The sequence below is a fragment of the Ekhidna sp. genome, assembly GCF_965212185.1.
GTDB lineage: Bacteria > Bacteroidota > Bacteroidia > Cytophagales > Cyclobacteriaceae > Ekhidna.
The window spans coordinates 863,339-887,851 of record NZ_OZ243102.1 but is presented as its reverse complement, the minus strand read 5'-3'; the positions used below and the strand labels follow the sequence as shown (position 1 = coordinate 887,851).

19 protein-coding genes are annotated in these 24,513 nt (G+C 37.5%); 13 read left to right on the top strand and 6 right to left on the bottom strand.

What is annotated here, in order from left to right:
* Positions 1-21: 21 nt before the first annotated feature.
* Positions 22-3,288 (bottom strand): SusC/RagA family TonB-linked outer membrane protein, encoded by a 3,267-nt coding sequence (locus ACOMC3_RS03990; protein ID WP_420318236.1) that lies wholly within the window; start codon positions 3,286-3,288, stop codon positions 22-24.
* Positions 3,289-3,503: 215 nt separating this feature from the next.
* Here ACOMC3_RS03990 and ACOMC3_RS03985 point away from each other — a divergent pair, with 215 nt between their 5' ends.
* The 3 genes from ACOMC3_RS03985 to ACOMC3_RS03975 all read left to right on the top strand — a co-directional run bounded on the left by ACOMC3_RS03985 (position 3,504) and on the right by ACOMC3_RS03975 (position 6,584).
* The gene (locus ACOMC3_RS03985) at positions 3,504-4,355 is read left to right on the top strand and encodes a transketolase (RefSeq protein ID WP_420318235.1); all 852 of its coding nucleotides are present in this window, start codon (positions 3,504-3,506) and stop codon (positions 4,353-4,355) included.
* A gap of 15 nt (positions 4,356-4,370) precedes the next feature.
* Positions 4,371-5,327: a transketolase family protein gene (locus ACOMC3_RS03980; RefSeq protein ID WP_420318234.1), complete on the top strand. Its 957-nt coding sequence runs from the start codon at positions 4,371-4,373 to the stop codon at positions 5,325-5,327.
* Positions 5,328-5,402: 75 nt separating this feature from the next.
* Positions 5,403-6,584, top strand: coding sequence for an aspartate aminotransferase family protein (locus ACOMC3_RS03975; protein WP_420319301.1), 1,182 nt, complete (start codon positions 5,403-5,405; stop codon positions 6,582-6,584).
* Positions 6,585-6,596: 12 nt separating this feature from the next.
* On the opposite strand, the gene ACOMC3_RS03970 is transcribed toward ACOMC3_RS03975, so the two are convergent.
* Positions 6,597-7,775, bottom strand: a complete 1,179-nt coding sequence (locus ACOMC3_RS03970; RefSeq protein ID WP_420318233.1) for an aspartyl protease family protein — start codon at positions 7,773-7,775, stop codon at positions 6,597-6,599.
* Between the two features lie 85 nt (positions 7,776-7,860).
* Between ACOMC3_RS03970 and ACOMC3_RS03965 the strand changes: the two genes are divergently transcribed.
* Entirely contained in the window at positions 7,861-8,673 is an 813-nt protein-coding gene (locus ACOMC3_RS03965; protein WP_420318232.1) for a purine-nucleoside phosphorylase, read from the top strand.
* 5 nt (positions 8,674-8,678) lie between these two features.
* Here the strand turns inward: ACOMC3_RS03965 and ACOMC3_RS03960 are convergent, their stop codons facing one another.
* Positions 8,679-8,894: a hypothetical protein gene (locus tag ACOMC3_RS03960; protein ID WP_420318231.1), complete on the bottom strand. Its 216-nt coding sequence runs from the start codon at positions 8,892-8,894 to the stop codon at positions 8,679-8,681.
* Between the two features lie 358 nt (positions 8,895-9,252).
* On the opposite strand from ACOMC3_RS03960, the gene ACOMC3_RS03955 reads away from it, so the two are divergent.
* Positions 9,253-9,705 carry a DUF2214 family protein gene (locus ACOMC3_RS03955; protein ID WP_420318230.1) on the top strand — a complete coding sequence of 151 codons (453 nt, stop codon included), beginning with the start codon at positions 9,253-9,255 and terminating at the stop codon, positions 9,703-9,705.
* Between the two features lie 248 nt (positions 9,706-9,953).
* Here the strand turns inward: ACOMC3_RS03955 and ACOMC3_RS03950 are convergent, their stop codons facing one another.
* Positions 9,954-11,150, bottom strand: a complete 1,197-nt coding sequence (locus tag ACOMC3_RS03950; protein ID WP_420318229.1) for an acyl-CoA dehydrogenase family protein — start codon at positions 11,148-11,150, stop codon at positions 9,954-9,956.
* A 75-nt stretch (positions 11,151-11,225) separates the two neighbouring features.
* Between ACOMC3_RS03950 and ACOMC3_RS03945 the strand changes: the two genes are divergently transcribed.
* The 3 genes from ACOMC3_RS03945 to ACOMC3_RS03935 are packed head-to-tail and all read left to right on the top strand — an operon-like array spanning position 11,226 to position 14,375.
* Positions 11,226-12,185 carry a tryptophan 2,3-dioxygenase family protein gene (locus ACOMC3_RS03945; RefSeq protein ID WP_420318228.1) on the top strand — a complete coding sequence of 320 codons (960 nt, stop codon included), beginning with the start codon at positions 11,226-11,228 and terminating at the stop codon, positions 12,183-12,185.
* Positions 12,178-14,010, top strand: coding sequence for a toxin-antitoxin system YwqK family antitoxin (locus ACOMC3_RS03940; RefSeq protein ID WP_420318227.1), 1,833 nt, complete (start codon positions 12,178-12,180; stop codon positions 14,008-14,010). The genes ACOMC3_RS03945 and ACOMC3_RS03940 overlap by 8 nt, the downstream gene beginning before the upstream one ends.
* The gene (locus ACOMC3_RS03935) at positions 14,007-14,375 is read left to right on the top strand and encodes a CoA-binding protein (RefSeq protein ID WP_420318226.1); all 369 of its coding nucleotides are present in this window, start codon (positions 14,007-14,009) and stop codon (positions 14,373-14,375) included. The genes ACOMC3_RS03940 and ACOMC3_RS03935 overlap by 4 nt, the downstream gene beginning before the upstream one ends.
* Here ACOMC3_RS03935 and ACOMC3_RS03930 read toward each other — a convergent pair.
* Positions 14,372-15,166, bottom strand: a complete 795-nt coding sequence (locus ACOMC3_RS03930; RefSeq protein ID WP_420318225.1) for a DUF2490 domain-containing protein — start codon at positions 15,164-15,166, stop codon at positions 14,372-14,374. The two genes, ACOMC3_RS03935 and ACOMC3_RS03930, sit on opposite strands and share 4 nt — an antisense overlap.
* 380 nt (positions 15,167-15,546) lie before the next feature.
* Here ACOMC3_RS03930 and gyrB point away from each other — a divergent pair, with 380 nt between their 5' ends.
* Both gyrB and ACOMC3_RS03920 read left to right on the top strand, forming a co-directional pair.
* Positions 15,547-17,505: a DNA topoisomerase (ATP-hydrolyzing) subunit B gene (gene gyrB / locus ACOMC3_RS03925; protein ID WP_420318224.1), complete on the top strand. Its 1,959-nt coding sequence runs from the start codon at positions 15,547-15,549 to the stop codon at positions 17,503-17,505.
* Positions 17,506-17,711: 206 nt separating this feature from the next.
* Complete coding sequence (locus ACOMC3_RS03920; RefSeq protein ID WP_420318223.1) at positions 17,712-19,541, top strand: M1 family metallopeptidase; 1,830 nt, start codon at positions 17,712-17,714, stop codon at positions 19,539-19,541.
* Between the two features lies 1 nt (position 19,542).
* Here the strand turns inward: ACOMC3_RS03920 and ACOMC3_RS03915 are convergent, their stop codons facing one another.
* Positions 19,543-20,619: a DUF1573 domain-containing protein gene (locus tag ACOMC3_RS03915; protein WP_420318222.1), complete on the bottom strand. Its 1,077-nt coding sequence runs from the start codon at positions 20,617-20,619 to the stop codon at positions 19,543-19,545.
* Between the two features lie 72 nt (positions 20,620-20,691).
* On the opposite strand from ACOMC3_RS03915, the gene trpS reads away from it, so the two are divergent.
* The 3 genes from trpS to ACOMC3_RS03900 all read left to right on the top strand — a co-directional run bounded on the left by trpS (position 20,692) and on the right by ACOMC3_RS03900 (position 24,504).
* Entirely contained in the window at positions 20,692-21,663 is a 972-nt protein-coding gene (gene trpS / locus ACOMC3_RS03910) for a tryptophan--tRNA ligase (RefSeq protein ID WP_420318221.1), read from the top strand.
* Complete coding sequence (locus ACOMC3_RS03905) at positions 21,656-23,377, top strand: phospho-sugar mutase (protein WP_420318220.1); 1,722 nt, start codon at positions 21,656-21,658, stop codon at positions 23,375-23,377. Before trpS ends, ACOMC3_RS03905 begins: the two co-directional genes overlap by 8 nt.
* 116 nt (positions 23,378-23,493) lie before the next feature.
* On the top strand, positions 23,494-24,504 hold the full coding sequence (locus ACOMC3_RS03900) for a calcium/sodium antiporter (RefSeq protein WP_420318219.1): 1,011 nt from the start codon (positions 23,494-23,496) through the stop codon (positions 24,502-24,504).
* Positions 24,505-24,513: the final 9 nt, after the last annotated feature.

The window sequence follows — 24,513 nt, the reverse complement described above, 5'->3', positions numbered from 1 at the left end:
AAATTTCATAATCTTTTGCTATTAAAAGTTAACAGATAGCTTAAACATGAAAGTTCTAGTTGATGGGTTGTTGAAGTAGTCAAATCCTTGACCATTTCCTGTTCCAGTCAAACTAGTTTCAGGATCTACTCCATCATATTCCCAATCATACCAAAGGTTTCTTCCAACGAAACCTACAGAAGCATTCTTCACAATGTTGTTAGCAAACCATGCTCCAGGTAGTTGGTAATTAACACTAAGCTCTCTTAGTCTTATCCAACCTCCATCTTCAACAAATTGCTCACCAACTGCACCAAATCCTCCTAGAGACGACTGCCAGTAGCTTTGATCTCTTACAATTTCAATATTGTTTGGAGATCCGTCAGAAAGTACTCCAGGAATAGCAAATGGAGATTCTTCTCTTGTTTGAGCGGTCAGAGCAGATCTTCCGAAGAACGAAAGTGCCCACTGTGTACCATTCCAAAGATCACCACCTTCTCTCCAATCTAATAATGCTCCTAAGGATACATTCTTATATGTGATACTGTTTCTCCATCCTAAAATGAAGTCAGGAATTGGATTTCCAATAGCTCTCTGCACTGGATCAACTGCCTGGAATCCATATTCTGATGAGTTAACATCATCATTGATTACAACAGCACCAGAAGGAAGAGACAAGTCACCATCAGGGTGAGTAGCCGCACCTTCTCTTAAGTATGCACCTCCTCTAATACCACCATATGGCTGACCAACAATAGCATAAGATCCTGCACTGTTAAATCCAGCAAGGAATACACTCTCAATACCAGGAGCTAGTTCATCTACAATTGTCTCTGTAGTTGACCAGTTCACTTGAGTATCCCAGTTGAAATCACCTGAACTTACCGGAGTAGCGTTCAACGTAATCTCAATTCCATCTGAAGAAAGTTTACCAGCATTTAACCATGCACTAGTATATCCTGACTCAGGAGATACTGACGCTGGAAGAATCGCATCTTCCGTTGTTTGCGTGTAGTATGCAAGGTCTAAACCAATTTTTCCATCAAAGAATCTCAAATCAAGACCAATCTCAGTTTGAGTCGTTAACTCAGGAGTCAATCCTGGATTTCCAAGAAGATTATCTCTTTCGAATGATGTAACACCATTAATTGGCCATGGAATTGTAGTTCCCCATCCGTCACCTACTCCTACATTTTCATATACTGAAGAAGTACTGTAAGCGTTTGGAGGTGGAGCACCTACTTGTGCCCATGAGAATCTTACTTTACCGAATGATAATACATCATTAGATGGCATTAACTCAGAAAAAGCAAGTGCTGTTGAAATTGATGGATAAAAGAATCCAGCAGCAGAAGCATCAAATTCAGCAGGATTCACTAATCGTGAATCATAATCTTGTCTAGCTGTCAAGGTTACGAATGCTGTGTTTCTCCAGCTTGTTTCAACTTGTCCAAATATACCAAGCGTTCTATATCTTGTATCATCTTCCTGTGCACTAATGGAAGTTGCATTAGATATATCTCTGAACCCGCCAAACACTAGACCATCACCTTGTGTATAAGTGTTGTGTCTGTTATAGCTAAACATGTTAAGTCCAACCAAGTAGTTTAAAGAGAAATCATCATTAAGTTGACCTTGTCCACTTAAGTTTAGGTAGAAATCTGTCTGACGAGTAATGTACTCATCAAGAATAATTGTACCATTTGGATTTGTTCTTGAATTGATTTCAAATTCTTGCTTTCTATCATCATTCGTGATATCCGTACCAATGTTCATTCCGAAATTCACCCAATCACTTACTTTGTAATTAGTTTGGAAGTTTCCGAAAGTACGGTGAACAGTTTCAAATCTCAATGCATTATTAACTACCCAGTAAGGGTTGTCATAACCACCACCACCACGGTAGTTTCTCTGCTGTCCATCTGGGAAGATGTAAGAAGAAGGCTGGTTATATGCATCATTTCCAAAACCATTGGAGTTATCAAATGAAGCTGGCGTTCTATACAACCCTAATAATAGACCAGAAGTGTTAGATCCTTGCTGGATTCTAGTATGATCACTTCTTGTGTAATTAATCGTTGCAGAGAATGAAAGTGCATCAGATGCTTTCAGTGTTGATGCAACACTTGCTGTTTTTCTCAGATACTCTTCATTAGGAATAATTCCTTGCTGATCATGATTTGATCCAGAAAATCTGAAAGTAGCTACCTCATTTCCACCAGAAATACTTATCGAACTAGTATTGGTAACACCAGTATTATAGAAATCTCCAAGATTATCATAAGTATTCGCAGGAGCGGATCCTCCAGAAGATACCAAGAAACCATTTTTATCCCACTTATAATTTCCATCTGCATCAAACGCATTTGAATTGGTTGGAGCTTCCGGGTGGTTTGGATCGTTAGAATATTGCAAAGATGAGATTCTTGGACCCCATGAAGCAAAATATCCAGTTGAAGGATCTCTATAAGTACCCGCAGTACCTTGAGCAAATGTGCTCTGAAGGCTTGGAGCTGTAGTCACTTTATCAAAAGCAGTCTGATGAGTAAAGTTTACAGATAGTCCAGCACCTTTTTGGCCTTTCTTAGTCGTAATTACAATTACACCAGTAGATCCTGCAGTTCCATATAATGCTGTCGCAGCAGCACCTTTTAGAACACTGACATTCTCAATGTCATTCACATTCAAGTCCATCAACCTGTTTGACTGAGCAGTACCAGCTGTGTTAGCTTCAGTACCACCAATGGTTTCGTTATTGGTTCTTACACCATCAATAACGATAATAGGTTGATTGTTACCAATAATGGACGTAATACCTCTCAAAAGTATTCTTGATCCACCACCAGCAGAACCTGAAGATCGAGTAATTTGGATACCTGCAGCTTTTCCTACTAATGCATCTACTGCACTAACAGCACCGGAATTAACAATTTCTTGGTTTCCGACTTCTTGCACTGCATAACCCAACGCTTTCTCGCTTCTTTCAACACCTAATGCGGTAACAACAACCTCTTGTAATTCAGTTGCTCCACCCATTGTAATGTCTAAAGTAGTTCTTGAACCAACCGCAACTTCTTGCGATTCAAAACCTACATAAGAAAAAACCAGGGTTGCACCATCTTCAACGGAAATACGATAGTTTCCATCAAGATCGGTTGTTACCCCTGTAGTTGTGCCTTTAATCACAACATTCACACCTGGTAAGGCTTCTCCGGAATCATCCGACACCTTACCAGATACTGTCCTCTGCGCCATAACTGTAATGACGGCAAGAGAGAACATAACAGTAAGTAGTAAAATCCTCTTCATACTTTACTTTTTAGTTAAAAATTAAGTTACATGCCGTTAAAGTAAGTTAAAATTTAGCTTCTGCACAATCTAAATGTTGAGAATTAAATGTCATAACATCTATTTTCTCTTTTTTCGAATTAATATTTGGAATTTTCTTTAGTACAGGAAATTAAGATCGTCTGCCTTTTTTAATTGAAAAGAATAGATTTGCGCTCTTAACTCAAATCATTAACATGACTGCCAAGCCAGATACCAAAACCCTGAAGGAAATTTGTTCACAAACCAGAAGAGATATCGTACGAATGGTCCATGCTGTAAACTCTGGGCATCCAGGAGGCTCGCTCGGATGCACTGAATTTTTTGTTGCTCTATATCATCATATCATGGAATATGACAACTCATTCAATATGGACGGTAAAAATGAAGATGTTTTCTTTCTTTCAAATGGACATATCTCGCCTGTGTTTTATAGCACTTTAGCCAGAGCAGGATTTTTTGATGTATCGGAACTTGCTACTTTCAGAAAGATAGATTCACGCTTACAAGGACATCCGGCTACAGAAGAGGGATTACCTGGTGTTCGAATAGCTTCAGGATCACTAGGTCAAGGTCTCTCAGCTGCAATTGGAGTTGCTTTAGCTAAAAAAATAAATGGTGATGATAAAAACGTTTTCGTCCTGATGGGTGATGGAGAGCAACAAGAAGGACAGATTTGGGAAGCTGCATTATTTGCCGCTCATAATAAAGTGGACAATCTCATTGCTACCATAGATTATAATGGTCAGCAAATCGATGGACCATTGGAGGAGGTGAACGGACTTGGGGATATTAAGTTAAAATATGCATCCTTCGGTTGGTCAGTCCTGGAATGTGATGGTAATAACCTTGAAAGTTTAATTGATACACTTCAGGATGCTCGATCAAAGTCAGGAAACGGAAAACCAATCATGATTATCATGACAACAGAAATGGGTAAAGGAGTAGATTTTATGGAAGGAACCCATAAATGGCATGGAGTTGCTCCAAATGATGAACAGCTTGTGGATGCATTGAGTCAATTAGAAGAAACATTAGGAGATTACTAATCACCATAACTAAATATGAAAACAAAGCTTACTTATACAGACAAAAAAGATACTCGATCAGGATTTGGTGATGGACTCTTAGAAGCTGCCAAGCAGAACCCTAATATTGTTGGTTTATGTGCTGATCTTACAGGATCTCTTAAAATGAATGCTTTTCAAAATGAATTCCCGGAAAGGTTTTTTCAAGTAGGAATTGCAGAAGCAAACATGATGGGCATTGCGGCTGGATTAGCGACTGCAGGTAAAATTCCATTTACAGGCACATTCGCAAACTTTTCAACCAGTCGGGTATATGACCAATTAAGGCAGTCAATTGCCTATTCTGAAAAGAATGTAAAAGTGTGTGCATCGCATGCTGGTCTTACATTAGGGGAAGATGGTGCTACGCATCAGGTTTTGGAAGATATAGGGATGACGAAAATGCTACCAAACTTTGTAGTGATTAATCCCTGTGATTATCATCAAACAAAAGCTGCTACCCTGGCAATTGCTGATCATCATGGACCCGTTTATCTACGTTTTGGAAGACCAGGATGGCCAATGTTTATGGAGGGGCAGCCATTTGAAATTGGTAAAGCCATTACCCTTATAGAAGGAGCCGATGTTTCCATCTTTGCAACCGGACATATGGTCTGGAGGGCTATAGAAGCAGAAGCTATTCTATCAGAGCAAGGCATTTCAGCAGAAATTATTAACATCCACACCATTAAGCCACTAGATGAAGAGGCTATTTTGCGCTCAATCTCTAAAACGGGTTGTGCAGTCTCTGCGGAAGAACACCAAATGGCTGGAGGTCTTGGAGAAAGTATTGCTCAGACTATTGTTAAGAATCAGCTTGTACCTCAAGAATTTGTGGCTGTCAATGACCAATTTGGAGAAAGTGGGAAACCTGCCGACCTACTTGACAAGTATGGCTTAAGTGTAAATGACATTGTAGAAAAAGCTAAAAAGGCAATTAATAGAAAAAACTGATCCATCATCGGATTCTCAGAGAAAGCCGAAACAACGTTGTTTCGGCTTTTTTTGTCATGCATCTTTGCAACTATGATTACCAATCGACAGATTTTTCTATCTCATCTTGCGCAGACTTCTGATGCTCCTTTAATGCTTGAAATGGTATCAGCGGATGGCATCTACATGAGTGATGTAAATGGAAAGAAATATATAGATCTTATTTCTGGAATTGGTGTTTCAAATGTAGGTCACCGACACCCTCGAGTCATAAGTGCCATAAAGAAGCAGGTAGATAAACATCTCCATGTAATGGTCTATGGTGAGTTCGTACAAAGCCCTCAAGTGCAGCTTGCCAAGGCCTTGACAAATACACTTCCAAAAGATTTAGATTCTGTCTATTTGGTAAATTCCGGAAGCGAAGCAATTGAAGGTGCTATGAAGCTCGCCAAAAGATACACGGGGCGTTCCAATATCATGGCTTGCAAAGAATCTTATCATGGCTCCTCACATGGTGCACTTTCATTGACAGGAAGTGAATCATTCAAACAAAATTACCGCCCATTATTGCCCGGAATAGCTCATATCGAGTTCGGTAAAATTGAAGATCTGAATTTAATTAGCGAAGAAACAGCCGCATTTATCGTTGAGACTGTTCAAGGTGAAGCAGGAGTTCGACATGCTGATGAATCTTACTGGAAAGCTGTGAGAAAAAGATGCTCAGAAACAGGCACACTTTTAATTCTTGATGAAATTCAGTGCGGCTTTGGAAGAACGGGGAAACTTTGGGCCTTCGAACATTACCATATTCAGCCGGATGTGCTAGTCAGTGCAAAAGGAATGGGCGGAGGTATGCCGATAGGCTGTTTTATTTCTTCAAAAGAAGTGATGAATGTATTTACCCACAATCCAGTACTAGGACATATATCTACTTTCGGAGGACATCCTGTTTCTGCGGCAGCATCAAAAGCAACACTAGAAACCATCTTAGAAGATGGCCTTCTAAAAGGTGTTGAACAAAAAGAACAGCTATTTCATCAGCTTTTAAAGCATGCTAAAATCAAAGAAATAAGGAGTAAAGGATTGATGATGGCCGTGGAATTTGAATCGTATGAGGTACTTAAATCAATAATAGATAGAGCTATCGAATTAGGCGTTGTTACCGACTGGTTTTTATTCAATGATAAATCAATGCGAATTGCACCACCATTAACAATAACGGAGGATGAAATAAAAGTAGCCTGTGAATCAATTTTACAGGCCATTGAAAGTGTTTAACTTGTAAAAATCTTAAATAAGTTGCCGTAGATCTAGTTTAATAGACTTCTCCTCCCCCATTTGCCATAGCGTTAATTCTACATCTTGATTTACCTCTTCAAGTAATTCTCTGAGTTCCGGTAATGAATATTCACTTGCATCTTTGCCATTCACTTTAAGAATTTCAGCATCTACCACTACTCCTGCTATTTTTGATGGGCTTGCGTCATATACTCGATGAACGATCACCTTACTCATATCTTCATTTAACTGAAGGTATAATCCACTTGCATTGACTTTGAATGCATCATTATAACTCTTGTTTTTCAAAAAGTAGATTTTCCCTCTGGAATAGTCAAAAGTGATATTAAATCTCCTAAGTAATTTATTACCCAGGATTCCAGCTACTTTCTTATTGTTTTGAATTCCACTTTTAGCTGTACTTATTCCGATAGGCATTTTCGAAAAATCGAATGTTCCAAATCCGAAATTCCTAACCCTTCCTTCGTAATGCATGGTCTCTTTCTTGCTCAAACCAGCTACAGGATATGAAAAATGTTTTCCTGTTTTAGATATAACATCATTTTTTTCAGCAAATCGTGTATTAAAATCAAGCGTAGTGCCTGCTCCTGTATTGATAAAGAATTCTCCAGAAATTACCTCTCCATCATTCAAAGTAACTTCTCCCTCTATATGTGGAATATAATTATCAAGTTTAAATTCAAAACTTTCTCCAAATCCATCATGATTGTAGCTACCTGGGTCGTACAATTCAAACAATCCTTTATCATAATCAAGCTTTACCACATAATGATGTAACAGGTCATATCCGATAATACCGTCTATATTTTTACCTATACTCCTCTCAAGGTGGCTCAAACTTGTTGCGTAAAGTTGAATATCCTTTTCCAGTAAAATTCCATTCAATTCTATGGTGTTATGATCAATTAAGGCTCCCTGAACAGTTCCTTGTGCGCTTGTTTTAGATGAAGAATGATCAAGATCAAGATTAAGGCTTTCTGCAATATCAATATCAATTACCGGAAGGCCATCACCAGTATCAAATATGAAATCCAGTGGATCTGACCCATCGACACTTAAACTTATGAATATATGATCTCCATACAGTTTCATCTCGGTTGATGTAATCGGCTTTTGGGCCGATATGGTAATACAAGACGCTAGAGCTGCTGTTAAAAACAATTTTTTCATTGGGAATGAATCTATCTAATTAATTTCAAGTCAATTTAGAGATTTCTTCTAAGAATCAGACTTAAAAAATAATCACACTATGCAAATGATCGAAAAAGTTAGTGCAGCTGTAAAGTTTTTAAAAGAGAAAGGGTTTGACAGTCCTGAAGTAGGAATCATCCTTGGAACAGGGCTAGGTGCTTTAGCTGAAGATATTGAGGTCATTCAGGAGTTTGTATACGCTAACATCCCACATTTTCCTATTGCAACCGTTGAATTCCATAAAGGAAAACTTATTTATGGGAAATTAGAGGGTAAGTCTGTTGTCGCAATGCAAGGCCGATTTCATTATTATGAAGGTCATAGTATGCAACAGGTTGTGTTTCCAGTGAGGGTAATGCAAATGCTTGGGATACAGAAATTGATTATTTCTAACGCAGGTGGATGTATGAATTTAGAATGGAAAAAAGGTGAGCTTATGCTCATTGAGGATCATATCAATCTTCAACCTGACAACCCTCTAAGAGGGCACGAGGCGAATGCCTTTGGTCAGATATTCACTGACATGAGTCAGCCTTATGATGTAGAAATGAATAAGGAATTAATCAAAATTGCCAAAGACAAGAATATATCCTTAAATCAAGGAACCTACATTTCAGTGACGGGTCCAAGTTTAGAGACAAGAGCTGAATATCGCTTTTTAAAAATGATTGGAGCTGATGTAGTTGGTATGAGTACGGTACCTGAAGTAATTGCAGCCAATCAAATGGGTCTCCCGGTATCTGCCATTTCTGTGCTAACTGATGAATGTGACCCTGATAATTTGAAGCCAATAAACATTGAAGATATAATTGCAACTGCTAAGACTGCCGAAAAGGATTTGGTCATCCTCCTTAAAGAACTACTAAAACGAATCTAAATCAACTACTTTAATTCATAAATTGATAGCAAATAATGAACATTTGGATCCACTTTACTGAGTGTTCCAGTAAAGGGCCATGGCTCATCTAAGTCGATATGACTCACATCTGATTTCTCAATGCCAGAAATATATTTCTCCCTTGGAGTGTGAGACATTTTGGCTTTTACTATGACTAAAATGATAAAAAGATTGATTGAGATAATAATTAATTTCTTCATGTCTTTTAGCAAATACATTGAAGGTTAAATGTATGCTGCTAATTCAACAAAGTAAATCCCTAAAAAAGGGTATTTTCAAGATGAAAGTTTAATTAAAAAAATCTAAGACATTGGCTCTTTAAGATTTATTTGAGTTTTTATTATTAGTAACGCTACCCACTTTATGGTATTTTAAATAAAAAAAAATAAAAAATGACGTAATTACTCGCCAGAAGTAATTAATCTAGACCAATAATTCTAAAAGATAACTTTTCACATCTTGTAAAAGATCTATCTACGGATAGTTGGTTTGGTTCGACTTGGCATCAGCTAAAGTCGGACCTTTTTTTTATATTCCTGCCAGCTAAATAATGAATAAATGATTAGTCTGGCGTTTAATACCTATGTGCATTTAATTTTTATTGTAACAATATTCTGTTGTCTAACGGCAGAGATTATCATACTAAAGAAAAACCTCAGTGCGAAATCATTAAAAATTCTAAGTCAAGTTGATGGCATTTATGGATTAGCTGCCATCATGGTCGTAGGAACCGGACTTTTAAACTGGTTCATTTTTGGTAAAGGGTCCTCCTATTATTCAAGTAATTTGATTTTTTTAATCAAAGTAGGTCTATTCATTATTGTAGGATTATTGTCCATCTATCCCACTGTCATGATTGCAAGAGCTAAAAAAAGTGCTCGCATCTTAGATCTAAAAGATATTGAGATTACCAATGAGAGAAAAATTAAGAGATTCATATTTTTTGAATTGATTATCATGGGATGTATACCCCTACTCGCTGAATTAATGGCAAATGGCATAGACTTATAAATCATGTAGTTGCCTCAATGCAAAATCTATTGAAATATTCCTTCGGCACTAATCTTCACCTTTTCTCCTGCATCCCAATTCACATGAAGGTTTCATTGTGGAAGCATCTAAATAATCAACACCTAACAATTTTCAATCAATTGAGTTTTTACAATACAGAGTGGGTTTAGATCTATTTTCTAACCTCATTTTGTAGTAGTAGAGTAGGTTTTAAGCGCCCCAATCCCAAATAGGGGCGCTTCTTTTATTTATGTGAATGCTGGAATACCAGTGATTTCAGCACCAAGGATTAATAAATGAATATCATGTGTTCCTTCATAAGTGACCACTGATTCTAAATTCATCATATGCCTCATCATCGGATACTCACCAGTGATGCCCATACCTCCATGAATTTGTCTTGCTTCTCTCGCAATATTCAAAGCAACCTCAACACTGTTTCTCTTTGCCATCGAAATTTGCGAAGTAGTAGCATTCCCTTCATCCATCATTTTACCAAGCTTCCAATTAAGCAATTGTGCTTTTGTGATTTCTGTCAGCATTTCTGCCAGTTTCTTTTGAACTAACTGGAACGATCCAATTGGCTTACCGAATTGCTCTCTTTCTAAGGAATATCTTCTTGCAGAATCGTAGCAGTCCATTGCTGCACCAATGGCTCCCCAGGCAATTCCATACCTTGCTTTATCAAGACAGCCAAGTGGTGCTCCTAATCCACTCTTATTAGGCAGCAGGTTGTCTTTGGGCACTTTAACATCACTGAAAACCAACTCGCCAGTACATGATGCTCTTAATGACCACTTCCCGTGAGTCTCTGGTGTTGTAAATCCTTCCATTCCACGCTCTACGATCAATCCATGGATCCTACCCTCTTCATTTTTAGCCCACACAACCGCAATGTCAGCTTTTGGTGAATTGGAAATCCACATTTTGGCACCATTCAATAAATAATGGTCTCCCATGTCTTTGAAGTTGGTCTCCATTCCGCTCGGGTTAGAGCCATGATTTGGTTCTGTTAGACCAAAACAACCCAACATCTCACCAGAAGCCAATTTTGGTAAGTATTTCTTTCGTTGATCTTCAGAGCCGTAGGCATAAATGGGATACATTACAAGGGACCCTTGAACAGAGGCTGTTGAACGCATCCCAGAATCACCCCTTTCAATTTCCTGCATGATCAGGCCATATGAGGTGTAATCCAGTCCCCCACCTCCATATTCTGCAGGAACAGTTGGTCCAAACGCACCAACCTCACCAAACTTTTTTACAATTTCCTCTGGAAAATGGTTCTTTTCAGCCCACCCTTCTATGTAAGGTGTGATCTCTTTTTTTACAAAATCTCTAACCGAAGATCTTATTAATTTATGCTCATCAGTCAAAAGATCATCAAGAGCATAAAAATCCGGTGATTCAAATTCATCAACAAAGTTTCGCTTTTCTGCGCTCATCAAAGGTAGGGTTTATGTCTATTGTTAAAATTTGGGCCAAATTTACAACCATAAAACACAACTAAAACAACTACTATGGACGAAAAGAAGATCGATGAAAACATTCTTAATCAACTCCATAAACTCGAAGAAAAATATGAGGCAATGGGTCAGGATCTATCGAGTTATTTGGATGGTCTTCTTTATTCAGATTATCTGACCTATTGGGACTATATTCATCTCGATACTCTATTGAGCCTTCAGACTCCTCGAACGGCCATTCCTGATGAGAAAATTTTCATTCTATATCACCAGATAACTGAGCTTTATTTCAAATTAATTCTAAATGAAATGGAGCAAGCTACTTACACCGACTCAATAGATCCTCAGACATTTCTAAAGCGCTTAAAACGGATTAACAGATATTTGGATCACCTAATTGACTCATTTGATGTAATGACAGATGGCATGGATCAGAATCAATTTCTGGCATTTCGTATGGCATTACTCCCAGCAAGTGGATTTCAGTCTGGTCAATATCGAAAACTTGAAATTATGTCCACAGATTTTAAAAATCTGGTAAATGTTGAAAAGAGGGAAGAACTCAAAAATGAAAATGATATTTCAAAATTATATGAGTCGCTATACTGGAAAGCGGGGGCAACTGAATTGGCAACAGGTAAAAAAACACTCACTTTAAAGCAATTTGAAGCGAAGTATAGTAAAGAATTTATCGAGATGGGCGAAAACTTGAAAGATTGTAATCTTCAGAGGAAATACCATGTTCACTATGAAGGAGACAAAGAAATAATTGAAGAATTAAAGAAATTAGATCAAAAAGCCAATGTTGACTGGCCACTTCAACATTTAAAATCGGCAACAAGATATTTACAGAGAGATCCCGATGTAATAAAAGCTACTGGTGGAACAAATTGGCAAAAATATTTGCCCCCACGTCGGCAAAGAATCATTTTCTACCCTGAGTTATGGACACAAGAAGAAATGAAAGAATGGGGTCAAAAGTTTAAAAGAGAATTGTCGAGCTCACATGCTTAGACCTATCGCATATATTGTATTATTATGCTCCCTTTTTTCAATTCAAGGGCAACTCAAGCAAGTCAAAAACTACTTTGATTCGGACAGTACAAAGATTAGTGAGATCTACCACTATTCAATTCAAGATTCTACCCTGGAAGGCTTATATGAAGCTTTTTATTTCAATGGATCATTAAAAACCTACGGTTGGTACAAAAAAAATCTAGCGGACAGTGTATGGAATTATTATTATGAAAATGGCAGAAAGAAAGTAGAAGGAAGATTTAAGAAAGGCAGTCCTTTTGGCAAGTGGCGATACTTTTATGAGAATGGAAACATCAAGTCTGAAGGTGTTTTAAAAGGATCTTCGAAGGAAGGAATATGGAAATTCTATTTTGAAAATGATGGTGAAAAAAGTAACGGTGCATACGAAAAAAATAAGAAGGTAGGCATTTGGAATTACTTCTTTGAAGATGGATCAATTAAGTCGCAATCTGTCTTTAAAGAAGGAGTTGGTTTCTATACTGAGTTTTATCCCTCCGGCTCAAGAAAAATGGAAGGACAAAATATCAATAATAAAAGTCATGGCGAATGGACTTACTATTATGAAACAGGAGAAATTGAGGCAGTCGGACATTTTGAGAACGGACTAAAAGCAGGAGAGTGGGTTTATTACCACAAAAATGGCATTGAGGCTGCTACGGGGTTTTATGAAAATGGAAAACGACAAGGAGATTGGAAATACTTCCACGATAATGGTGAACTCAGTCAATCAGGGAAGCTTATCAATGATCAAAAAGATGGCTATTGGAAGCTCTTTTATCCTACTGGCGAAATATTAGGTGAAGCAACATTTAATGAGGGAGATGGGGTTTTTAATGAATACTATCCGAGTGGTAACCAGAAATCAAAGGGCCAGATTATTGACGGAAAAAAGAGTGGTCAATGGTCATATTTCAGCGAGAAAGGGCAGCTCGAAGGAGAAGCTGAACTAAATGATGGAGAAGGCCCATACATTGGCTATTATCCCAATGGGACAATCAAAATGAAAGGTCAAATCAAGGATGACAAGCGTGTTGGTGAATGGACGCTTTTCAAGCCTGATGGAACTACTGCTGGAACATATAGACCAATATATGAAGATGAGAAACCGATTTTTAAGACTAGAATTTCTGATGATGAAATTGAAAAAGATTTGCTCGATAAACCTAACTATCATCCAGAAAAACGCGGCTTAAGATATTTTCTTCCAAGAGTAAATGAATATAAAGGGATAATTATTGGAACCAATCCATTATGGTTAATAGATGATCAGCTTCCTATATCTGTAGAATACTACATTCAAGAGCGATTAGGCTATGAAGTTCAAATAGATATGATTCGATCACCTTTCTTCACTTCTGATAATGAAATCGATGACTATCAAGTATATCGAAGAGGTACGCGAATACATTTCCGGCAGAAATTTTATCATGCAGATTCTAAAATGGGAATGTTCTATTTCGGCCATGAAATAAATTTCAAGTATCAAAACAATCAGGTGAATCACACAGATACTCTTATTATACAGATGCCCAGAAGATTCGGAAATCTGGTTGAGACATCATATGGCTATGGAGTATTTGCTGGTACACGCTGGATGAAAGATGTAGGAACCTCAGGATTCACAGTTGATGCCTTCTTGGGAATTGGTGTAAATGGACGGTCTTATACAAAACAATATGAACCAATTCAGGTTTTGGACAATTACTTTGATCAAGAAATCAAATCCTCTGTTCATTTTCCTGTGATATTTGGATTGAATATAGGATTTGCGGTAACGAAAAGTAAGAGTAAGACTCAATGAGTAAAAAGACTGTCATTTTTGGTGCTACCAACAACCCAATGAGGTATGCATACATTGCAGCCGAAAGGCTGAAAGCAACCGAACATGAATTAGTGCCATTAGGAATTAAACATGGAGAGGTGTTTGGTCAAAGTATTCTGGATCTCCGTAAAAAACCAACGATAAATAACGTACATACTATCACTATGTATGTTGGGCCTAAAAATCAACAAGAATGGGAGGATTACATACTATCTCTTAATCCAAAACGAATCATCTTTAATCCAGGAGCAGAAAATAGAGAATTAGCCGCGAGAGCAAATAAACAAGGTATTGAAACATTGAACGCCTGCACATTGGTCATGCTTTCAAATGGACTTTATTAATGAATTGGTATTGGCCGCTCCTCTCTGTGTCTATATAAGTGCAAATCCATATGGTGATATAGGCTCAATCGGATAATATGTCGTTGTTCATAATGATATGGAGAGCCCTTATGTCTAAATGTAAACATATACCCTCCCTGGACTTGAAATTGTTCGCTTAAATTATAGCCCAGTCCCAAAAAAGTCCGATTATCTTCAAAATAATTGTAAACAATAGATTTACCTGCCTGTATAAATATCTCATTGTAGGTCGAGACAAACAGTGTGTGGTTTTCAAATGCTGGCTTATTTAATGGTACATAAACTGTAAGTTTATAACGAAATCGGTAGGTTAATTCGAATGGTGAATCTTGTTTATAATCTCTCCTCCAACGTTGTTCCGTTCTTAGGGTATGAAAAACTTTTATATGATCAAAAGGAGTAGCCAGTACAGCTTGCTGCCAAAGTCGATACTGAGGTACAACTTCATCAACATTTGGATCTTCTGAATTAGGTGCCCAATAAAAGGGAAGAACTATACCTGCAGTAAAATCAAGATATTTTTGAATGGTATAAGTCGCTCCAAATCGGAGATACAATTGAGCCATTTCACTAAAACCATTTCGTTTCCTAACATGGTACTCTCCGTAGTACGCCCATTTTTCATTGAAGTGATACTTCGTGTAAAAACCTAACCAAACTCCATTAGAATTGGTGATTTGTTTTTCAGGAGGTGGATTGTTTGTTTGAGAATATGTTTTAGTAGCAAATAGAACTAGTACTCCTACAAAAAGACGAAATAGCTGATTCATTTCCATAGTGGTTAGGAAGTATCAAAAATGACCTTTTTAAATGGGAAAATTTCTTCTTTCCTATAATAAAAAGTTCAAACTACAGGATTGAAAGAATAATAGTCAAATATTGTGTCTTTGAGTCCAACTAAAATGACCCATTTCACTATAATATCATCTCCAAAAATTCATTTATGTGGTATACCACATTCCAAATTTATAAGTCATGTCAATTGTTGATTTCAACGGTCGATTTAAAGCTGTAAAAACCTCGCCAGATCGAGATAATTTTAGTACTTTTGCCTATTGAAAATGACTACATTTTAAACACTTAGGAGCACATTGAAAAACTATTAATAAATCTATCGATTTAGCTCTTAATTCTGTTTTAATCACTGCACATGGAAGAAAATAAGCAAAACAAAAAAGGGGATTATTCCGCCAGTAATATCCAAGTTTTAGAAGGTCTGGAAGCTGTTAGGAAAAGACCGGCGATGTATATAGGTGACATTGGGGTAAAAGGACTTCATCACATGGTCTGGGAAGTGGTGGATAATTCCATCGATGAAGCACTTGCAGGGCACTGTGATACCATTACAGTAGAAATAAATACTGACGAATCAATTAAAGTCACTGATAATGGTAGAGGTATTCCTACTGATATGCACAAAAAAGAAAATAGAAGTGCATTAGAGGTGGTTATGACCGTTCTCCACGCAGGGGGTAAATTCGATAAGGATACTTATAAAGTATCAGGTGGCCTTCATGGTGTTGGGGTTTCATGCGTTAACGCCTTATCCTCAAAGCTTGTGGCTACTGTTCACAGAGGTGGCAAAGTCTTTCAGCAGGAATATAAGATTGGTGTGCCTCAGGCCCCAGTTAAAGAAATTGGCAAAACAGATATTAGTGGAACAATCATCCATTTCAAGCCTGATATGGATATTTTTAGTGCAAATCGCTACAATTCTGAAACGATTGCCTCAAGATTAAGAGAATTGTCATTTCTTAACGCTGGTATCACAATCATCATGATTGATCACCGAAACCTCGATGAGGATGGTGAACCGGAAAAAGAAACATTCTTCTCTGAAGGTGGGTTAGCTGAATTCGTTACTTACCTTGATTCAACGAGGGAAAATCTGATTCCAGCTCCTATTTACATGAACAGTGAAAAAGGAACTGTGCCGGTAGAAGTTTCATTAAGCTACAATACTTCTTACTCTGAAAATGTTGTTTCCTATGTAAACAATATCAATACCATTGAAGGTGGTACCCATGTTTCAGGATTTAGAAGAGCACTTACCAGGACACTTAAAAGTTACGCAGATAAGTCTGGCTTACTTGATAAGGTCAAAGTTGAAATCTCAGGAGATGATTTTCGGGAGGGGCTTACTGCTGTAATTTCAGTAAAAGTGGCAGAACCTCAATTTGAAGGCCAAACCAAAACAAAGCTTGGAAACTCTGATGTGATGGGCGCTGTAGACACATGCGTAAGTGAGATTTTAAATGAGTACCTCGAAGAAAATCCAAAGGAGGCTAAGCAGATTGTTTCTAAGGTGATCGTCGCTGCTCAAGCCAGACATGCAGCAAGAAAAGCTCGTGAGATGGTGCAGCGAAAAAACGTCTTATCCGGCACTGGACTTCCTGGTAAGCTTGCTGATTGCTCAGATAAAGACCCATCGGTTTGTGAGCTATATCTGGTTGAGGGAGATTCAGCTGGAGGATCAGCTAAACAAGGAAGGGATCGTAAATTTCAAGCTATACTTCCATTGAGAGGTAAAATTCTTAACGTGGAAAAAGCTCAGGAACACAAAATTTATGATAACGATGAGATCAAAAATATGATCACTGCGCTTGGCGTTTCATTCGGAACCGAAGAAGATGAGAAAGCGCTGAATATGGTAAAACTTCGTTATCACAAGATTATAATCATGACGGATGCCGATATTGATGGCAGCCATATTAGAACACTGATTTTAACTTTCTTCTTTAGATACATGAGGGCTCTTATTGAAAAAGGATATTTATATATCGCTTTACCTCCTTTGTATTTGATTAAAAAGGGGAAAACTGAGAAATATGCATGGTCTGAGGATGATCGAGAACGTGTGACAAAAGAGATTGCGCCAAATGGGAAAGAGGATTCAGTAAATGTTCAGAGGTACAAAGGTCTTGGAGAAATGAATCCGGATCAGTTATGGACAACTACGATGGATCCGGAGCACAGAAGTTTGAAGCAGGTAACCATTGAGTCTGCTGCAGAAGCCGATCATTTATTCTCAATGCTCATGGGAGATGAAGTTGCACCTCGCCGGGAGTTTATAGAGAAAAATGCTAAATACGCTAACGTAGATGTTTAAAAATCTACTTTGATAATATAATCTGATACATGGCCTGGATAAACTTCCAAATTACAGCAAACGTAAAGAGGATTGCAGATCCAAAAGCGAAAATGATCAGAAGAAAAAAGTCTAAAATTTTTTCCATACTCTCAGGATTAATTGAATAATCAATATACATGGTATTAAACCAGAATGGAGATAAAATGTTAAACTAATTTTCAAATATGAAATATAATTTTATTAATAAAGTCTTTTTCCTATTAATCTTTGGTTGTTACGGGTCATTTAGCTACTCACAAGGCTATTGGCAACAGGAAGTGGCTTACAAAATGGACATAGATTTTAATGTTGAAAATCATCAGTTTACTGGTAAGCAAAACTTAAAGTACGTTAACAATAGCCCGGATACCCTGAATAAGGTTTTCTATCACTTGTATTTCAATGCTTTTCAACCTGGAAGCATGATGGATACCCGAAGTAGAACAATTGAAGATCCCGATAGTCGTGTCGGAGATCGAATTTCTAAATTGGATGAAACAGAGATTGGTTTCCAGAAAATCAAAACACTCACACAGGACGGATCACAATTAAGATACAATATCGAAGGAACTGTTCTTGAAGTAGAATTAGCTAAACCAATCTTGCCTGGATCTGAAACCATTTTCGATATGGAATTTGAGGGGCAGGTTCCAATCCAAATTCGAAGAAGTGGCAGAAACAATAAAGAAGGTATTGACTACAGCATGGCTCAATGGTATCCTAAAATGGCAGAGTACGACGAAAGAGGGTGGCATGCCCACCCTTATATAGCGAGAGAATTTTATGCGCCATGGGGAGATTTTGAAGTAAACCTAACTATTGACAAGGATTACATAGTCGCAGCATCGGGTATCCTTCAAAACCCAAACGAAATAGGGTATGGATATGAAGATGCAGGCGTAAAAGTGAAAAGAAAAGATAAAAACCTTACCTGGAAATTTAAAGCTGAAAATGTGCATGATTTTGTCTGGGCTGCAGATCCTGATTATACACATACAACTGCCATGGTTGAAGGCGGACCGGAATTACACTTCTTTTATCAGAAAGGAAATAAAACTGAGGCATGGGAAGATTTACCTGATCTAGCAGTAAAATCATTCGAATATATTGAAGAGAACTTTGGTGAATACCCATATCCACATTATTCAATCATTCAAGGTGGAGATGGAGGTATGGAATACCCAATGGCAACCCTCATAACCGGAGAACGAAATCTTCGGAGTTTACTTGGCGTAACTGTTCATGAAGGATTACACAGTTGGTATCAAGGATTACTAGCAACTAATGAAAGCTACTTAGCATGGATGGATGAAGGTTTTACTACATATGCCACCGCAGAAACACTTAAGAATGTACTCGCAGAACCAAACCGAACCCAAAGTGGTAATTATAGATCATATGTGTATTTGGCAAAGTCTGGTAAAGAAGAGCCTTTAAGCACACATTCTGACCATTTTAATACAAATATGGCTTATGGGATAGCATCATACAATAAAGGAGCTGTTGCACTTGCTCAAATGAACTATTTGATTGGTGAAGCAACTACTGCAAAAGCCTTAAAAAAATATTATTATCAATGGAGATTTAAGCATCCGGATGCGAATGATTGGATCAGGGTGTTTGAAAAGGAATCTGGACTAGAATTGGATTGGTATCTTGATTATTGGGTAAATACGACCCATACCATTGATTATTCAGTAGATGCTGTGGTAGAAGAATCAGGAAATACTGTGGTTACTTTGAAAAGAGAGGACATGATGCCAATGCCGATGGACGTTTATGTGACATTTAAAGATGGTTCAAAGAAGATTTACTATGCTCCGCTTAGTATTATGAGAGGAGAAAAGGAAAATGACACGGAATTAGAGCGCATCCTCCTTCCTGACTGGTCTTGGACTCACAGATATTATCAATTTACCATTGAAGGACCTATCAGCAATATCAGTACTATCGAAATTGACGAAAGCGGATATATGGCTGACATCAATAGAGAGAACAACAAATGGGATAACTAAATCAATTATCCGCTTTTTGGACGTTCCCTTTGATTGTAATTATCTGAGTGGGGGCTACCGGATCATTGGAATAAATAGTGATTGATTTATACTGATTCCCACGCATTTCTGAGGTATCAAAAAAGACATTAAGCGTTTGAGTTTTTCCTTTTTTGATACCTCTTTTTTTAATCCCATATGTTAAGCAGCCACAATTTGATTTAATGGCTCGTAATTCCAATTTATTGTTTCCAATATTGGACAACTCAAACTCTTTCTCCAACATTACTCCTGCTGTTACTTTCCCGAAATCATAAGATCTTTCAGTGATATCCAATTTTGGCGCATTGTCTAGCTCTTCAGCCGACATTTCAGGAAAATATTCTTCAATAACAGCAATGACTGAAAGACTTTCTTCAGACCTATCAGCTAGCTGAATATTATCACTTACAAAACCGTAATCCTTTTTCAATACTGGATCATAAAAGATCTTCACATCACCTACTTCTCTTTTCTTAAGTGAATCTTGTACTAATGAAATTTTAATGTGATCAGGAAGTATAAAGTCACCTTCATTCAACCTTACGGTAGAATCCGTATGGTTGAAAATTTCAAATGTTTTTTCGACTGGTTTCTCTGTTGTGATTTTACCAATATTCAGTCCTCGATATTTGAATCGTAAATTTCCAATAAGAATTGGAAACTCTTCTTCCGGAGATTTAGGCTTTGGTTTCACATAACCAGAAATATAAAGCGTGGTATTTGAAGACGGATCTGATGTTGTAATTCGTAAAGATTTTCGAAATTTTCCAGGCCTATTGTTGGGATTATATTTGGCTTTTACATAGCCAGTATCTCCAGGCTGAACTTCCTCTCTACTCCATCCAGGCGTTGTACATCCACAAGAAGCCTTAACTGACGTTAATTTAATTGGATTTTCTCCAGTATTCACAAAAGTAAATGTGTATTCAACAGGGCCTGCTTGCTCTTGAATATCACCGAAATTATGATCAGAAACTTCAAATTTAAGTTTAGACTGACCAAATACTGATGCAAACACAAATAATGAACTTATACAAATAATTACTCTCATCTTCATATTCAAAATTTCAACAGGTTCTCTAAAAAATCAAAACACCAAATTATATAGGTTTGCACAAATTTCAACTGCATGGCCCGAATTCTAACAGGTATACAAAGTTCTGGGAAACCTCATTTAGGTAACCTACTAGGGGCAATAAAGCCGGCGATCGAATTATCTAAAAACAAGGATAATGAATCATTCTTCTTTATAGCTGATTTGCACTCCCTTACAACCATCAAAGATGCAAAAATACGCATCGAAAATACTAACGCAGTTGCTGCCGCATGGTTAGCGTGCGGATTTGATACATCAGCCAATACTTTCTATAGACAATCCAGAGTGCCGGCATGCACTGAGCTTACATGGTATCTAAACTGTTTCACGCCATTTCCAATGTTAGCGAATGCACATTCATTTAAGGATAAATCTGATAGGCTTGCTGATGTTAATGCTGGATTATTTGACTATCCTGTCTTGATGGCTTGTGACATCCTATTATATGATGCCAATTTTGTGCCGGTAGGTAAAGATCAAAAGCAGCACTTAGAAATGACTCGCGACATTGCATCATCATTCAATCATCAATTTGGTGAAACATTCACTTTACCAGAGGTACTTATTGATGATAATGTGATGACTGTCCCTGGTACTGATGGACAGAAAATGAGTAAAAGTTATGGGAATATTATAGACGTGTTTCTACCGGAGAAGAAACTCAGAAAGAATGTGTTGCAAATCGTTACTGATAGTACACCACTTGAGGAACCTAAAAATCCGGACACATGTCATGTTTTTGCAATTTACAAGCTCCTGGCATCTGAAGATCAAGTCAGAGATATGCGAGCCAAATATGAAGGTGGAAATTACGGATACGGTCATGCTAAGCAAGAGCTGTTTGAGCTGATTTTGGATCAATTCAAAGTTGAAAGAGAAAAGTTTGATTACTTCATGAATAACCTGGGTGAACTTGAGGAAGAATTGCATAAAGGTGAAAAGAAAGCCTCAGAAATAGCCAATGAAGTTTTGTTAAGAGTTAAGAAAAAATTAGGATATGCCTGAACAAGTGATGAGTGCAAGAGAGAATGCGATTCTTTGGATGAATGCATCCAACTTAGATGAAAGTGCAAAAAAAGAAATCGAAGCTCTTTTAGAAAATCAAGATGAACTTGATGAGACTTTTTTAAACAGTCTTGAGTTTGGGACTGGTGGGCTAAGAGGTATAATGGGAATTGGCACCAATAGAATAAATAAATATACCATTGGCATGGCCACACAGGGATTCGCCAATTACCTAAAAAGTCAATTTAGTGAGAAGATTAAGGTTGCTATTGCTTTCGATAGTAGAAATAACAGTGCGCATTTTGCGCAAACAACCGCCAATGTTTTCTCAGCAAACGGAATTGAAGTTTACTTATTTGATGAACTTCGCCCGACTCCTCAATTATCATTTGCGATCAGACATTTAGGATGTCACGCAGGAGTTGTCATTACTGCTTCTCATAATCCAAAGGAGTATAATGGATATAAAGCCTACTGGTCAGATGGTGGGCAAATAGTACCACCACATGACAAAAATATAATTGAGGAAATAAAGAAAATTAAATCAATCGATGAAGTGAATTTCAATGCTAAAACTGCATTGATCCATACTTTAGATTCTGAGATGGATGACGCTTATATCAGTATGATAAAGCGTCTCTCTCTATCTCCTGATGCTATTAAATCAGCCAGTGATACCAAAATAGTTTATTCATCCATTCATGGTACAGGAATCACCATGGTGCCACGGGCATTGAATGAGCTAGGGTTTAAAAATGTGCATGTTGTTGAAGAACAAAAAAATCCTGATGGAAATTTTCCTACTGTAGTTTATCCAAACCCAGAAGAGGCTGAAGCAATGTCAATTGCACTTGAAAAAGCTGAAGAACAAGACGCTGACATGGTCATGGCTACTGATCCGGATGCTGACAGAGTAGGTATCGCTGTAAAAAATACTAAAGGTGAGTACCAGTTATTGAATGGTAATCAGACAGGTGCTTTGTTAGTCTATTACTTATTAAGTAAATGGCACGAGAAAGGATTAAAAGGCAATGAGTACATAGGCAAAACCATTGTGACTACAGAATTAATTCGCTCGATTGCAACTAGCTTTAATACCAACTGTTATGATACACTTACTGGATTTAAGTGGATTGCAAATATGATTCGAGAGAAAGAAGGTAAGGAGATTTTTATAGGAGGAGGTGAAGAAAGCTATGGCTATATGATCGGAGAAGAAGTTCGTGATAAGGATGCTGTAGCAAGTAGTGTGATGATAGCAGAAATGGCAGCATGGGCCAAAACCAAACAGCTATACGTTTTTGAATTATTAATTAACATTTACAAGGATCATGGATTTTACTACGAGGAGTTAAAATCAATTACCAAAAAAGGACTTAAGGGGGCAGATGAAATCAGGAAAATGATGATTGAATTTAGGGAGAACCCTCCATCAACACTTGCTGGCTCTAAAGTAACCACTACGATCGATTACCAAGAACAAATAAAATTCGATGAAGAAGGGAAAAAAGAAGATGTCAATCTTCCAAAATCAAATGTCCTTCAATACCTTACTGAGGACGGGACGAAAGTAAGTATCAGACCTTCTGGAACAGAACCGAAAATAAAATTTTATTTTTCGGTTATGAGCAAACTAGAAAATGACGATTATTTTTCAACCCAAGAAAAATTAAAAAATAAAGTGCATAACTTATTGAAAGACTTGAATTTGTGATCAAACTCCTAATTATTGGATTAAATAAACCAAAAGTGTTAATTTGCGAAGATTAGAGAGAATTAATTACATTTCATCTTTCTTGAAAGTGAGTCACCAATCTAACCGAAACTGAATTGAGCAACGTTGCATTAAATTTTGTGCTTGTAATTGTTGGGTTTGTTCTTCTTATAAAGGGAGCTGACTACCTGGTAAATGGAGCATCATCTTTAGCTAAAAGATTTAACGTTTCTGACATTGCAATTGGACTCACAGTTGTTGCTATGGGTACCTCTGCTCCAGAACTTGTTGTAAATATCATTTCTGGATCAGTGCAAGATGGAGGCAGTGGTGCAAATGAGGTGGTATTTGGTAACATTATTGGTTCCAACATTTTTAACATATTCCTTATTCTAGGAATTGCTAGCATCATCTATCCCCTTACTGTTGAAAGAAATGCGCTCTGGAAAGAGGTGCCTTATTCTCTTCTAGCCACATTCATCTTTTTTATATTGGTTAATGATGTTATGTTCTTTGGCGGAGATGTCAATGGGCTTGACATAAAAGACGGGATTATTCTTCTGGTAATGTTCTGCCTGTTCTTAATATACATTTTCATGAACCTGAGTAGAAATCCAGAAGCGGAAGTGGTAGAGGATATAGAAATTTATGGCAGTTTAAAGACTACCGTAATGATCGTATTAGGTATTGTTGGTCTTGTTTTCGGAGGTAACCTAATAGTAGAAAATGCAGTTACTATCGCAAAGTTTTTTAATGTTAGTGACAAAATGATTGGCTTAACAATTCTTGCTGCAGGAACCTCACTTCCAGAACTTGCAACCTCAGCTGTCGCTGCATTCCACAAAAAATCAGATCTAGCTGTCGGGAATATCGTAGGTTCAAACATTTTCAACCTGCTACTGGTACTGGGCGCTACAGCATTAGTGCATGCACCATTGATCTATACACCTTCTCTAAACACAGATTTAATTATGGTGATGGTAGGTACATTGATGTTATTTCTATTCATGTTCACGCTCAACAAATACAAACTGGATAGAGCAGAAGGCATGGTGTATCTCATTGGCTTTGTTGCTTATTCATACTACCTCTTTGTGAGAGAAGGCATTCTGCCTGGGTTTTTCTAAACTATAACA